Below are 12,512 nucleotides of genomic sequence, written 5' to 3'. Positions count from 1 at the left end.
CCCCCTCACGGCGTGCGGATCAGCCTCGCAGCCAGACGGTGACGTCGGCCGGGAGCGCACCGTCGTCGTCCAGGGGCGCGCTGGCGGCGAGCACCTCGGCGTTGGCCGGCACCGGCACCGGGGCGGCACCGAAGTTGGTCAGCACGGTCAGCTCACCGTTGCGGAAGCTCAACACCTCGTCACCCGAGGACAACCACTCCAGGGTGCCGCGACCCAGCCCGTGGGCGCGGCGCAACCGCAACGCCGTGCGGTACAGCTCGTACGTCGAACCGGGCACGTCGCGCTGGCGGTCCAGCGCGTACTCCGCCCAGAGCGCGGGCTGCGGCAACCAGCTCGCGTCGGTCGGCCCGAAGCCGTACGACGGGGCGTCGGCCTCCCACGGGATCGGCACCCGGCAGCCGTCCCGGCCGCGTTGGGTGTGCCCGCTGCGTGCCCAGGTCGGGTCCTGCCGGGCCTCGTCGGGCAGTGTGGTGTGCTCGGGCAGCCCCAGCTCCTCACCCTGGTAGAGGTACGCCGAGCCGGGCAGCGCCAGCATCAGCAGGGTGGCCGCCCGGGCCCGGCGCAGACCGAGTGCGGCGTCCGGCTGCGGGTCGCCGATGCCGATGCCGTTGGGGCGTACGGTGCCGATCGGCAGGCCGAGCCGGGAGGCGTGCCGCACCACGTCGTGGTTGGACAGCACCCAGGTCGTCGGTGCGCCCACCGAGTCGGTCGCCTCCAACGAACGGGTGATCACCGCGTACTGCGCCGGTGCGCTCCATGCGGCGAGCAGGTACTCGAAGTTGAACGCCTGGTGCATCTCGTCCGGGCGGACGTAGCGGGCCAGCCGCTCGGCCGGTTCCACCCATGCCTCGGCGACCAGCACCCGCTCGCCGGGGTAGCTGTCCAACACCTGCCGCCACTGCCGGTAGATCTCGTGCACGCCGTCCTGGTCCCACATCGGCGGGCGGGGCTTGTCGATCTCGTTGCCGGAGAGGATCTCCTGCGGCTCCTGCCAGTCGGCCAGGTCGGCCTGCTTGATGAGGCCGTGCGCGACGTCGACCCGGAAGCCGTCCACGCCGCGGTCCAACCAGAAGCGCAGCACGTCCAGGAACTCCGCGTGCACCTCCGGGTTGTCCCAGTTGAGGTCCGGCTGCCCGGTGTCGAACAGGTGCAGGTACCACTGGCCGGGCTGTCCGTCGGCGTCGACCGTCCGGGTCCAGGCCGGACCACCGAAGACGCTCTGCCAGTCGTTCGGCGGCTGGTCGCCGGCCGGACCACGGCCGTCCCGGAAGACGTACCGGGACCGTTCCGCGCTGCCAGGCGCGGCCGGCAGCGCGGCCTGGAACCAGCGGTGCGCCGACGAGGTGTGGTTCGGAACCAGGTCGACGATCACCCGCAGGTTGCGGGCCCGGGCCTCGGCGATCAGCTTGTCCGCGTCGGCGAGGGTGCCGAACAGCGGGTCGATGTCGCGGTAGTCGGCCACGTCGTAGCCGGCGTCGGCCTGCGGCGAGGGGTAGAAGGGGGAGAGCCACACCGCGTCCACGCCCAGCTCGACCAGGTGGTCGAGGCGGGCGGTGATGCCGGGCAGGTCACCGATTCCGTCCCCGTCCGAGTCGGCGAACGAGCGGGGGTAGATCTGGTAGATGGCGGCCTCGGTCCACCAGCCGGTGGCCGGGGGACCGGAGGGGGTCTGCTGCGTCGGGTCGGTGTTCAGGGTCGTCTCCTGTGTTGCGGTGTGTGGACTTCAGTGTGCCCGGGGTGGTGCCGTCGAGTCCCGGACCACCAACCGGGTGGGCAGGACCACCGGAGTGTCGCAACCGGCACCCCGTTGACTGACGATGGGCCCCGGAGGCCGGGCCCCGAGCGGGTCGAGCAACATCTGGGCGGCCAGCCGGCCCTGCTCGGCAGCGGGCTGGGCGACGGTGCTGAGCCCGAGCACACCGGCCAGGTCGTGGTCGTCGATGCCGACCACGCTGACGTCCTGCGGCACCCGCAGCCCGACGTCGCGCAGGGCGGTCATCGCGCCCATCGCCATCTCGTCGCAGGCGGCGACGATCGCGGTCGGTGGCTCGCCGCGGGCCAGCAACTCGGCGGTGGCCCGGTTGCCACCGTCGATGGTGAAGGTGGACTCGATGTCCAGGGTGGGGTCGGGTCGCAGGCCGGCGGAGCGCAGCGCCGCCTGGTAACCCCGGCGTCGGTCGAGGTGGGTGGTGAAGGCCAACTCGTCGTCCGGGTCGCCGGAGATGTGGGCGATCCGGTGATGGCCGAGGTCGATCAGATGCTTGGTCGCGACCCGCGCGGCCGCCACGTCGTCGATCCGTACGCACGGCCAGTTGGGCACTCTGCTGCCCGAGCTGATGGTGACACCGGGCAGTTCCAGCGTGGCCAGCGCGGTCAGGTCGGCCGGACGCAGCGGTGTGGCGACCAGCATCATCGCGTCCACCCGTTTGTGCAGGTTGGCCGTCCGCAGGACCCGCTGGCGGACCTGCTCCCGGCCGCCCAGGTTGTAGAGCAGCAGGTCGTAGCCGGACTGGTGGAGGTACTCCTCGACCGCCTCGACGACGGTGCTGAAGAACCAGCGGGTGATCCGGGGGACCACCACCGCTACCGTGCCGGTCCGGCCCCCGGCGAGCCGGGACGCGCTCGGCGAGACCTCGTAGTCGAGTTGCTCGGCGGCGGCGAGCACCCGGCGCCGGGTGGCGGCCGAGACCGTCGGTAGTCCGCGCAGCGCCCGCGAGACGGTGGCCGTGGAGACTCCGGCCAGCCGGGCCACATCATCGATCCTCGTCACGGTTTCCCCCGCTCGGTGCCCGGAGCGCCCGCCGCCGCCCGAGGGGCCAGGCGGCGGCGGGCGCGCGGGTCAGCCCTTGACGCTGCCGGCGAGCAGACCTCGCACGAAGAAGCGCTGCAGGGACAGGAACACGATGAGGGGTACGACGATGCTGACGAACGCACCGGCGGTCAGGCGCTGCCACTCGTTGCCCCGGGTACCGGCCATCTCGGCGAGCCGGACGGTCAGCGGAGCGGTCTCGTCACCGCCACCCGCGAAGATCAGCGCGACCAGCAGGTCGTTCCAGACCCAGAGGAACTGGAAGATGCCGAACGCCGCCAGCGCCGGGGTGATCAGCGGCAGCACGATGGTGCGGAAGATCTTCGGGTGGGTGGCCCCGTCGACCCGGGCCGCCTCCATCAGGTCCCCCGGCAGTTGCGAGATGAAGTTGTGCAGCAGGAAGACGGCGAACGGCAGCGCGAAGCAGGTGTGGGCGAACCACACCTGGGCGAACTTCTGCTCGTCGACCAGGTCCCAGGCCGGCATCAGGGTGACGCCGCCGAGGCTGACCCCGGTGGAGAAGAACCTCAGCAGCGGCACCAGGGCCATCTGCAACGGCACGATCTGCAACGCGAAGATCGCGATGTAGACCCAGTCCCGGCCGCGGAAGTTGATCCACGCCAGCGCGTACGCGGCGAGGCACGCGAAGGCGAGCGGGAACAGCACCGACGGGATGGTGATCGCCAGCGAGTTGATGAAGGAACCGGCGAGCTGCCCGGAGGACGACGAGCGCCCGAACAGGACCTGCTCGTAGTTCTCGAAGGTGAACTGCGGGTTGGTGAAGGCCGTCCACCAGCCGGTGGTCTTGATCTCGTCCTCCGGGCGGAGGGAGGAGACGAGCAACCCGAAGGTCGGGATGGTCCAGACCACCGCGATGACGATCGAGACGAGCGTCGCGGTGCGGCTGTTCAACCGCTTGCGGACCCGGCCGGCCGCGCTGGTCGGGGTGCCGTCGGTCTTCTGGGTGCCGGCGGCGACGGTGGGCGTTGCGGTGGTCATCTCAGCCCTCCCGCTGTTGACGGAGGTTACGGATCTGGTAGATCACGACCGGGATGACCAGGAGGAAGAGGAAGACCGCGAGCGCGGAACCCCGCCCGTTCTCGCTGTACCGGAACGCCTGGTTGTACATCTCGTTGGCGATCACGCTGGTGTCGTAGTTGCCGTTCGTCGAGGTCCGGACGATGTCGAAGACCTTGAGCGTGGCGATCGTGAGGGTCACCATCACGACGATCAGCGCCGGTCGGATGCTCGGCATGGTGATCTGCCAGAACATCTGCCACGGGCTGACCCCGTCGAGCCGGGCGGCCTCGACGATGTCGCCGGGGATCGCCTTGATCGCGGCGGAGAGCACCACCATGGCGAAGCCGGCCTGGATCCAGACCATGATGACGATCAGCAGCAGCGTGTTCAGCGGCGATTCGAGCAGCCACTGCTTGGGCTCACCGCCCAGGCTGACCACGATCTGGTTGAGCAGACCGATCTGGTCGCCCTCACCTCGGTAGGCGTAGACGAACTTCCAGATGATGCTGGCGCCGACGAAGGAGATGGCCATCGGCAGGAAGATCAGTGACTTGGCCACGGACTCGAAGCGGGCCTTGTCCACCAGTACGGCGTAGATCAGGCCGAAACCGGTCGCTACCAGCGGGACCAGGAGCACCCAGATCAGGGTGTTGATCAGGACCCGGACGATCGCGTCGTCGGAGAACATCCAGCCGAAGTTGTCCAACCCCACCCACTCCGTGCTGGTCCTGTTCATCAGGGAGAGCAGCACGGTGCGGATGGCCGGCACGACCAGACCGATGGTGAGCAGCAGCAGCGTCGGCAGCAGGAAGAAGAGCGCGAAGATCCCCTCCCGCTGCTTGGGTCGACGGGGAAGTGGAGCACCACTAACCGAGGCAGCGACGAGCTGCGCCTCCCGTCGCCGGGCGAACCAGGCCGGCACCACGTCGAGCAGCAGTAGGAGACCACCCACCACCAGCACGAAGGCGACCAGCCCGTACATCAGCATGAGGAGCTTCGGCTGCTGATCGGCGAAGTCGAACTCCATCAACCCTCCCTTCCGGGTCCACCGCGGCCGGTGGCCCGGCCCGCGTCAGCGGACCGGGCCACCGCCGGGGATTACTTAGGCCAGCTGCTCTCGATGCCCTGGAGCACCGGGGCGGTCGCCTTGCCGTTCAGCCACTCGACCATGCCCTTCCAGAACGTTCCCGCGCCGACGGCGGCCGGCATCAGGTCGGATCCGTCGAAGCGGAAGGTGCCCGTCTTGTCCTGGAGGATCTGGACGGAGAGCTTGTCGATCGGGCTGGCGACATTGGCGATGTCCAGCTTGTTGTTCGCCGTGACCCAGTTGCCGAGCTTCGCGCGGCTGTTCACGTACTCCGCCGAGACGAGGTAGGTCTGCACGGCCTGGACCTCGGGACGGTCGGCGTAGCCGACGACGAACTCGCCTGCGCCCAGCACCGGCTTGCCCTTGGCCGGGTCGATGGCCGGGAAGTAGAAGGCGAAGGCGTCGCCGTCCTCGGCCACCTTGGTGCCCTCGGGGAACTGGTTGGCGTAGAACGACGCCTGTCGGTGCATCGCGCACTTGCCGGTGGTCACCGGCAGGCCCGCCTCCTGGAAGGCGGTGGTGGTGATGCTCTTGACCCCGCCGAAGCCGCCGTTGACGTACTTCTCGTTCTTGAGGATGCTGCCGGCGCGGTCGACCGCGTCGACGATCTTCGGGTCGTTGAACGGGATGGCGTGGGTGGTCCACTGGTCGTAGACCTCGGGACCCTGCGTACGCAGGACCACGTCCTCGATCCAGTCGGTGGCCGGCCAGCCGGTGGCGTCACCGGACTCGACGCCCGCGCACCACGGCTTGATGCCGCTGGCGGCGATCTTGTCGCTCAGGGCGATGAGCTGGTCCCAGGTGGTCGGAACCTCCCAGCCCTTCTCCTTGAACGTCTTCGGCGAGTACCAGACGAAGGACTTCACGTTGGCGCCGAGCGGTACGCCGTAGAGCGTCCCGTTCACGGTGCCGTACTTCAGCCAGTCGGCCGGCATGTTCTGCTCGGCAAGGGCCTTGGTGTCGGCGCTGAGGGACTTCAGCTTGCCGGCGTCCGCGAAACGCTTCACCAGGCCCGGCTGCGGCACGAAGGCGATGTCGGGGGCGTTGCCACCGTCGACCCGGACGGGGAGCTGCGCCTCGAACTCGCCGCTGCCCTCGTAGTCGATCTCGATGCCGGTGCAGTCCTCGAACGACTTCCAGGAGTTCCTGAGCAGGTCGGCCTCGGCGTCACGGATGGACGCGTAGATGGAGACCTTCTTGCCGTCGTGGCCCTCGTACTTGTCGTATGCGGCGCACTCCGCGGAACCCGCTTTGCTGCTCTTCTTGTCGTCGCCGGTACCGCAGGCGGTGGCGCTGAGCGCCAGCCCGACTACACCGGCGATCACGAAGGCCTGGCGTGGTCTGGTAAAGACCGCCATGCCGTCCTCCTTCCTAGCCGGCGCGGTCGTGCTGGTGACCCGTCGCCGGTCCGATTGGGCGTGCACACATGTAAGCGCTTGCATCCGGCCCGGTCCACCCCCTGTCAGACACGAGCGAGTAACAATCCGGAAACCTGCGGGCTGCCTGGTGGGCGCGCGTCCGGGACAAGCTGAGGACTCTTTCGAAGATTGACGATATCTGTCAGGCTAGCCTCACCGCATCGAAGGTTTTCGACATAGGAGGAGCTGTATGCGAAAGCGGTGGATCAGCCTGTTGGTGACGGGTCTCCTCGTCGGGGGAGCGCTGGTGCCGGCGACCCCGGCCCTGGCCGCGCCGACCTTCAGGGTGCCGTTCCCGTGCGGGCAGTCCTGGTCCGGGCAGACCCGGTCGGACCACAGCCCGGCGTACGCCGTCGACTTCAACCGCACCGACGACCAGGGCGACCCGGTGGTGGCGAGCGCCCCCGGCACCGTCGACCGGGTGACTGACCTCGGCGGCACCAGCTACGGCAAGTACGTCCGAATCAACCACGGGGGCGGTTACAGCACGTACTACGCCCACCTCAGCGGCTTCAACGTCTCCGTCGGGCAGACGGTCGGGTACGGCAAGGTGATCGGCTGGGTCGGCAGCACCGGCGGATCGACAGGCCCCCACCTGCACTACGAGCAGCGCCTCAACGGCGCCGACATCCAGGTCCGCTTCAACGGCAGCCTCGCGCTGTACTGGGGCACCAAGAGCTACACCAGTGGCAACGGGTGTTCCTCGGGCGGCGGCAACGGCACCGTCGACACCAGCGGCACGCCGCTGACCGTCCGCTCCGGCCCCGGCACCGGGTACGCCTCGGTGGGCACCGTCGCCGACGGCACCCGGGTGACGATCGCCTGCCAGACCAGTGGCACCACGGTCACCGGCACGTACGGCACCAGCTCGATCTGGGACCGGATCGGCTCCGGCCGCTACATCGCCGACGCGTACGTGTACACCGGCTCCGACGGCTACATCCCGGGCGTGCCCCGCTGCTGACCCGGTGACTGTCACGGTCCCCGGCGGGCGTCGCCGCCGGGGACCGTGCGGTCAGTTGTTGAGCTGCCAGATCGCCAGGTTCAACGCGGCGGCGAAGGTGACCCAGGCCCAGTACGGCAGCAGCAGCGCCGTCGCCACCCGGGACACCCGGGCGAACAGCACCACGGTCAGGCCGATCGCCAGCCACATCAGCACGATCTCGGCGAACGCGAGACCGTACTGCCCGGCGCCGAAGAACAGCGGGGTCCAGATCGCGTTGAGCACCAGTTGAGCGGTCCACGCCCAGAGGGCGGGGGAGAAGCCGACCCGGCGCCAGACCAGCCAGCCGGCCACCGCGATCAGCGCGTAGAGAAATGACCAGACCGGGCCGAAGAGCCACGAGGGCGGGGCCCAACCGGGCTGCCGCAGGTTCGCGTACTCCCCGGTGGTGCCCTGCACGCCCAGGCCGCCGATCGCGGCCGCGACGAAGACCGCCGCCGCGAAACCGGCGAGGGCAAACCACGCCCGCCGCCCGGAGGTAGCCGGCGCGTCCTGAGACATCTCCATGGTCGAGATATTTCCCCTCGGGGTCGGCTCAAACCGCCGAGCGGAAGGGCGGTTCACCGGGCCGGCAGCCACAAAAAAGCGCCGGGATCGCCGCGGCCGGTGCTTCTGTCGGGAGGACGAAGCTCCGGTCGCGGCGACCCCGACGGGTCCCGGTGTTAGAGGTACGAGCGCTAATTGAAGATGCTGACACCACCCGGGCCGACCAACAGCCCGACGACGATGAGGACGATGCCCCACAGGATCTGCCGGCGGAACAGCGCGAGGATGCCGGCGACCACGAGTACGACTGCGAGAATCCAGAGAATCAGCTCCATGACCTCTGACTACCCGACTGGCCGATCGGGGAAACCTGGTCGGTGTCGAGTTGATCGCCAACGTGAAAGACGCTGTACGCCTGCTTGATCACCGGGTGCGCGACGTTGCGGACGCGTACCCCGCCCGGGGTCGTGCCGCGCTCGGTGCCGGCGTGCGCGTGCCCGTGCACGGCCAGCGCCGTGGGCGCCGAGTCGATCGCCTGCCCCAGCTGGTACGACCCCAGGAAGGGGTAGATCTCCAACGGCTCGCCGGCCAGCGTGTCCGGCACCGGCGAGTAGTGGGTGAGCGCGACCAGCATGTCGCAGTCCAGCGAGCGCAGCGCCGCACCGAGACGGTCGGCGCTCTCGGTGGTGGTCCGTACGAAGGCCTTCATCTCCGGCTCGCCGAAGTCGCTGGCGCACCGCCCGGCGAACCCGCCGCCGAAGCCCTTGACGCCGGCGATGCCGAGCCGGCCACCCGCGCAGTCCAGCACGACGCCGTTGCCCTCCAGCACCGTGATGCCCGCGTCCTGGAGCACCTTGACCACCTGTGGCACCTGGTCACACTGGTGGTCGTGGTTGCCGAGCACTGTCACCACCGGTACGGCCAAGCCGCCGAACTCCTCTGCCACGCAGCGCGCCTCGGCCTCGGTGCCGTGCCGGGTCAGGTCCCCGGCCAACAGCAGCACGTCGGCGCACTCCGGCAGTTCCTCCAGCGCCGGTCGGAACCGGCCGACCACGTCCTTGTCCAGATGCACGTCGCCCACAGCGGCAATCCGGATCACCATGGAACCTCCCTCAGGGCAGTTGCTCGATCTCCGTGGGCGCTTGGGCGCGGATCACCCCGATGTCGCTGGTGACCGGCACGTCCGGGAAGCGCTCGGACACCCGACGCAGGATCTCGTCCCGTCGGTGCGGACTCTCCACCTCGCCGTAGAGCACGAGGGCGCGTTCCCGTCGAACCACTGTGATTCCCTGTTCGGCGACCGCGGGGTCCTCGACGAGCAGCCGTTGGATCTCCGCCTCGACGTACTCGTCGGGTGGCCCGGTGTCGATGTCCCGATGGTGGGTCACGATGTCCCCTCTCCTGGCTGGGTGCCGGCGGCCGACACCACCTCCAGCCGGTCCAGCAGCACCAGGAACGCCTCGGCGTACGGCGAGTGCTGCGTCTCCTTGCGTACCCGTTCCCAGTCGATCTGCTCCCGCAGTGAGCGGGCCAGCGGCAGACCGCGGGCGAAGTCGCAGTAGTGCTGGGAGAAGCTGAGCAGTTTGTGCACCATCAGCTGGGTCGCGGACAGCACCGGCATGCGAATCGCGTCCACCGGTCGGACGACGGTGTCGGCGAACGTCTCCTCGGTGACCGGAGTCTCGATCGGCCGGTGGATCAGGTCCACCATCCGGCCGTCGTCGAAGACCTTCACCAGCCAGTCCTCCGGCGGACGCTCCGCGACGAAACCGGCGGCCACCAGGGCCTCCAGTGCCTCTTCCACGTCGGCCTCCCGGATCAGGAAGTCGACGTCGTGATCGCTGGAGTGCCCCCCGTGGGCGTAGACCGCGAAGCTGCCGCCCAGGGCGAACGGAATCTCGGACTGCTTGAGCACGGCGGCGACCTTCTTGAGGGTGTGCACCAGACTCTCGTCTCCGCGCTCAGCCATCTGGTTCCTCCGTCGTCGTGTTGGTGGACCGGCGGTTGGATTTCGAACTCCGGTACCCGGCATTCCGGTCGTCCACACCTGCTGGTGTCTCGGTCGGGCGTCAACAGGGATGAAGCACCACAAACCTCGCGGACCATGTGCGTGGGTCGGATAACCTGTGGAGGGTGGCCAGATCATCGGGGATGCGACGACGCAAGGCCCGATTGCGCACCGTCGCCCTGATCGGGATCGACGGTTCGGGTAAGACCACGCAGGCGCACCGGCTGGCCGACGCGCTGACCGCCGCCGGGCGCCCCGCCACCTACCGCCGCAACGCCAGTGGCCGCCGCTGGCTCGGTCGGATCGCCCAACGCCTCGGTCGGCCGGACGCGCAGCGGCTCGTCGGTCGCGACGGTGTGCTGGCCGTGGAGTCGGTACTGCGCTGGCTGGCCATCGCCATCGCCCTGATCAGCTGCCTGCTCACCGGCCGGACGGCGGTCATGGACCGCTACTCGGCCTGCCAGTACGCGAGCATCCGGGCGCACGGCGGGCAGCGCTGGGAGCGGCTCGCCCGGGCCGGCTACCGGCTGTTCCCGACCCCGCAGGTGACCTTCCTGCTCGCCGTCGACCCGGCGGAGGCGTACCGGCGTATCGAGGAACGCGGCACCGACCACGAGACGATGGGGTGGTTGACCGCCGCCGACACCGCCTACCGGGCACTGCCCGAGTACCCCAGCTTCGTGCTGGTGGACGCGGGCCGCCCGGCCGAGGAGGTGACCGAGCAGATTCAGGCGCACCTGGAGACCTGGCTACCGCCGTCCGCCCCGGGCGGAGAGGACCTCGGCCCGGTGGTGGCTCAGGCCCGCCCGTAGACCGGCACTGTGGCGCCGCTGGTCGGTGCGGAGTCCGCCGACGCGAGGAACCGGATCACCGGCGCGATCTCGGCCGGGGTGACCCAGCGGGAATGGTCGGCGTCGGGCTGGGCCGCCCGGTTCGCCGGGGTGTCGATGACGCTGGGCAGCACCGTGTTGCAGCGCACGTTCTGCGAGCGGTACTCCACCGCTACCGCGTTGGCGAAGGCCAGCACCGCCGCCTTGGCCGTCGAGTAGCCGGCCGCGCCGCGGAACGGGGTGACCGCCGCGCGGGCCGAGACGCAGACCACCGCGCCGCCGCCGGACGTCACCAGGTGCGGGAGCGCGGACTGGGTGACCAGATAGGTCGGCCGCAGGTTGACCGTGAGCATCCGCTCGAACTCCTCGACCGGGGTCTCGTGCACCAACCCGCCGCTGGCGTACCCACCGACGAGGTTGACCACCGCGCGCAGCGGCGCCGCCGGGTCGCCGGACGCGGCCTCGACCGCCTGCGCCGCGCCCGCCGGCTCGCCCAGGTCCGCGACCACGCGGACCAGTCCGGCCACCGCCGGCTCCGACCCGGGCCGGGCTTTCCGCTCGGGTACGACCACCCGCCAGCCCGCCTCGACGAACGCGGTGACGACCGCCCCGCCGAGCCCTCCGAAACCCCCGGTCACCAGAACGCTGCCCTGTCCCATAAGCCCCACGCTAGTGCCCCCGCCCCCTTCAAGCCCTTCCGTCGATCATGAAGTTGTTGCGGTGACACGCCGATCCGAGGGGCAACAACTTCATGATCGCGGTCTGCCGTCGGCAGATTGGCTGGGATGTCCGGACCTCGGGGGCGCAGGATCGGCGGATGCGGATCCTCATTCTCGGTGGTACCAGGTTCCTCGGTCGGGCCACGGCGCAGCTCGCCGTCGAACAGGGTCACGAGGTGACCTGCGCGGCCCGGGGCGTGTCCGGCGCGGTGCCGGCCGGGGCGCGGTTCGTGGCGGCCGACCGGGATGATCCCGAGTCGCTCGTCCCGCTCGCCGCCGCGGGCTTCGACGCCGTGGTCGACGTGACCCGCCAGATCAGCCACGCCCGGCATGCGCTCGCCGCGCTCGCCGACCATGTCGGCCACTGGTCATTCGTGTCGACGATCTCGGTGTACGCGGATTACACCACCCCGGGTCAGACCGCTGCGGACGCGCCGATCCTGGCGCCCGCCCCGCCGGACGTGGACGGTCCCATCGGCCCGGACCACCGCTGGTACGGCGAGTGCAAGGTGAGCATCGAGGAGCTGGTCCGGGAGCGGGTGGGCGTGGACCGTTCGTTCATCTGCCGGGCGGGGCTGATCGTCGGCGCGGAGGATCCGAGCGACCGTTTCCCGTACTGGGTGCGGCGGCTGTCGGCCGGTGGCGAGGTGCTGGCCCCCGGGCGCCCGACCGATCGGGTGCAGTTCGTGGACGTCGCCGATCTGGCGCGTTGGTTGCTGTACGCCGCCGGCACCGGCCTCGGCGGCACGTACGACGGCTCCGGTCCGGCGATGTCCCGGGCCGACCTGTTGGCCGGGGTGGCCGCCGGGCTGGGCGTCCCCGATCCGGCCCTCACCTGGGTCGACCAGGAGTTCCTGCTGTCCCACGACGTACGCGAGTGGTCGGGGGAGCGGGCGCTGCCGCTCTGGGTGCGACTGCCGGAGACCGCCGGCCTGATGGACCGGGACGTCCGACCGGCCCTGGACGCCGGTCTGACCGTCCGTCCGCTGGCCGATACCGTTCGGGCGACAGCGTCGTGGATGGCCGCACACCCGGCGGCCGTCCGGCAGGGTGGACTAGACCCGGCGGATGAGGCGGCGATCCTGGGGAAGTGGCAGGCTGTGCGGGACCGGTGATCCCGGCGATCGAAGTT

General features: G+C 70.0%; 14 protein-coding genes. 3 read left to right on the top strand and 11 right to left on the bottom strand.

Annotation, left to right across the window (positions count from 1 at the left end; genetic code table 11):
- Positions 1-19 precede the first annotated feature (19 nt).
- The 5 genes from ACFYPG_RS30240 to ACFYPG_RS30220 all read right to left on the bottom strand — a co-directional run bounded on the left by ACFYPG_RS30240 (position 20) and on the right by ACFYPG_RS30220 (position 6,274).
- A complete protein-coding gene (locus ACFYPG_RS30240; protein ID WP_357258044.1) occupies positions 20-1,693 on the bottom strand; it encodes a glycoside hydrolase family 13 protein in 1,674 nt (557 codons plus the stop codon).
- Between the two features lie 30 nt (positions 1,694-1,723).
- The gene (locus ACFYPG_RS30235) at positions 1,724-2,770 is read right to left on the bottom strand and encodes a LacI family DNA-binding transcriptional regulator (protein WP_091405707.1); all 1,047 of its coding nucleotides are present in this window, start codon (positions 2,768-2,770) and stop codon (positions 1,724-1,726) included.
- 69 nt (positions 2,771-2,839) lie between these two features.
- Positions 2,840-3,808 (bottom strand): carbohydrate ABC transporter permease, encoded by a 969-nt coding sequence (locus tag ACFYPG_RS30230; protein ID WP_355008968.1) that lies wholly within the window; start codon positions 3,806-3,808, stop codon positions 2,840-2,842.
- A gap of 1 nt (position 3,809) precedes the next feature.
- Complete coding sequence (locus ACFYPG_RS30225) at positions 3,810-4,856, bottom strand: sugar ABC transporter permease (protein ID WP_355008967.1); 1,047 nt, start codon at positions 4,854-4,856, stop codon at positions 3,810-3,812.
- A gap of 71 nt (positions 4,857-4,927) precedes the next feature.
- Positions 4,928-6,274 (bottom strand): ABC transporter substrate-binding protein, encoded by a 1,347-nt coding sequence (locus tag ACFYPG_RS30220; RefSeq protein WP_355008966.1) that lies wholly within the window; start codon positions 6,272-6,274, stop codon positions 4,928-4,930.
- A gap of 250 nt (positions 6,275-6,524) precedes the next feature.
- Here ACFYPG_RS30220 and ACFYPG_RS30215 point away from each other — a divergent pair, with 250 nt between their 5' ends.
- On the top strand, positions 6,525-7,298 hold the full coding sequence (locus ACFYPG_RS30215) for a peptidoglycan DD-metalloendopeptidase family protein (protein WP_357208074.1): 774 nt from the start codon (positions 6,525-6,527) through the stop codon (positions 7,296-7,298).
- A 51-nt stretch (positions 7,299-7,349) separates the two neighbouring features.
- On the opposite strand, the gene ACFYPG_RS30210 is transcribed toward ACFYPG_RS30215, so the two are convergent.
- The 5 genes from ACFYPG_RS30210 to ACFYPG_RS30190 all read right to left on the bottom strand — a co-directional run bounded on the left by ACFYPG_RS30210 (position 7,350) and on the right by ACFYPG_RS30190 (position 9,792).
- The gene (locus ACFYPG_RS30210) at positions 7,350-7,844 is read right to left on the bottom strand and encodes a TspO/MBR family protein (RefSeq protein WP_387354607.1); all 495 of its coding nucleotides are present in this window, start codon (positions 7,842-7,844) and stop codon (positions 7,350-7,352) included.
- A 170-nt stretch (positions 7,845-8,014) separates the two neighbouring features.
- A complete protein-coding gene (locus tag ACFYPG_RS30205) occupies positions 8,015-8,158 on the bottom strand; it encodes a GPGG-motif small membrane protein (RefSeq protein ID WP_007464364.1) in 144 nt (47 codons plus the stop codon).
- Complete coding sequence (locus ACFYPG_RS30200) at positions 8,149-8,925, bottom strand: metallophosphoesterase (protein ID WP_355008964.1); 777 nt, start codon at positions 8,923-8,925, stop codon at positions 8,149-8,151. The genes ACFYPG_RS30205 and ACFYPG_RS30200 overlap by 10 nt, the downstream gene beginning before the upstream one ends.
- Before the next feature lie 10 nt (positions 8,926-8,935).
- Positions 8,936-9,211 carry a hypothetical protein gene (locus ACFYPG_RS30195; RefSeq protein ID WP_355008963.1) on the bottom strand — a complete coding sequence of 92 codons (276 nt, stop codon included), beginning with the start codon at positions 9,209-9,211 and terminating at the stop codon, positions 8,936-8,938.
- Entirely contained in the window at positions 9,208-9,792 is a 585-nt protein-coding gene (locus ACFYPG_RS30190; protein ID WP_387354605.1) for a nucleotidyltransferase, read from the bottom strand. The genes ACFYPG_RS30195 and ACFYPG_RS30190 overlap by 4 nt, the downstream gene beginning before the upstream one ends.
- 182 nt (positions 9,793-9,974) lie before the next feature.
- On the opposite strand from ACFYPG_RS30190, the gene ACFYPG_RS30185 reads away from it, so the two are divergent.
- A complete protein-coding gene (locus ACFYPG_RS30185; RefSeq protein ID WP_355009013.1) occupies positions 9,975-10,643 on the top strand; it encodes a thymidylate kinase in 669 nt (222 codons plus the stop codon).
- Here the strand turns inward: ACFYPG_RS30185 and ACFYPG_RS30180 are convergent.
- Positions 10,628-11,320 (bottom strand): SDR family NAD(P)-dependent oxidoreductase, encoded by a 693-nt coding sequence (locus ACFYPG_RS30180; protein WP_387354603.1) that lies wholly within the window; start codon positions 11,318-11,320, stop codon positions 10,628-10,630. The two genes, ACFYPG_RS30185 and ACFYPG_RS30180, sit on opposite strands and share 16 nt — an antisense overlap.
- Positions 11,321-11,478: 158 nt before the next feature.
- Between ACFYPG_RS30180 and ACFYPG_RS30175 the strand changes: the two genes are divergently transcribed.
- Entirely contained in the window at positions 11,479-12,495 is a 1,017-nt protein-coding gene (locus ACFYPG_RS30175) for an NAD-dependent epimerase/dehydratase family protein (protein ID WP_355008960.1), read from the top strand.
- The last annotated feature ends 17 nt before the right edge of the window (positions 12,496-12,512 follow it).

The sequence above is a fragment of the Micromonospora sp. NPDC005553 genome (assembly GCF_042871765.1).
Classification (GTDB): Bacteria; Actinomycetota; Actinomycetes; order Mycobacteriales; family Micromonosporaceae; genus Micromonospora.
Note: the sequence above shows the minus strand (reverse complement) of the source record. Positions and strands in the feature narration are given on the sequence as shown.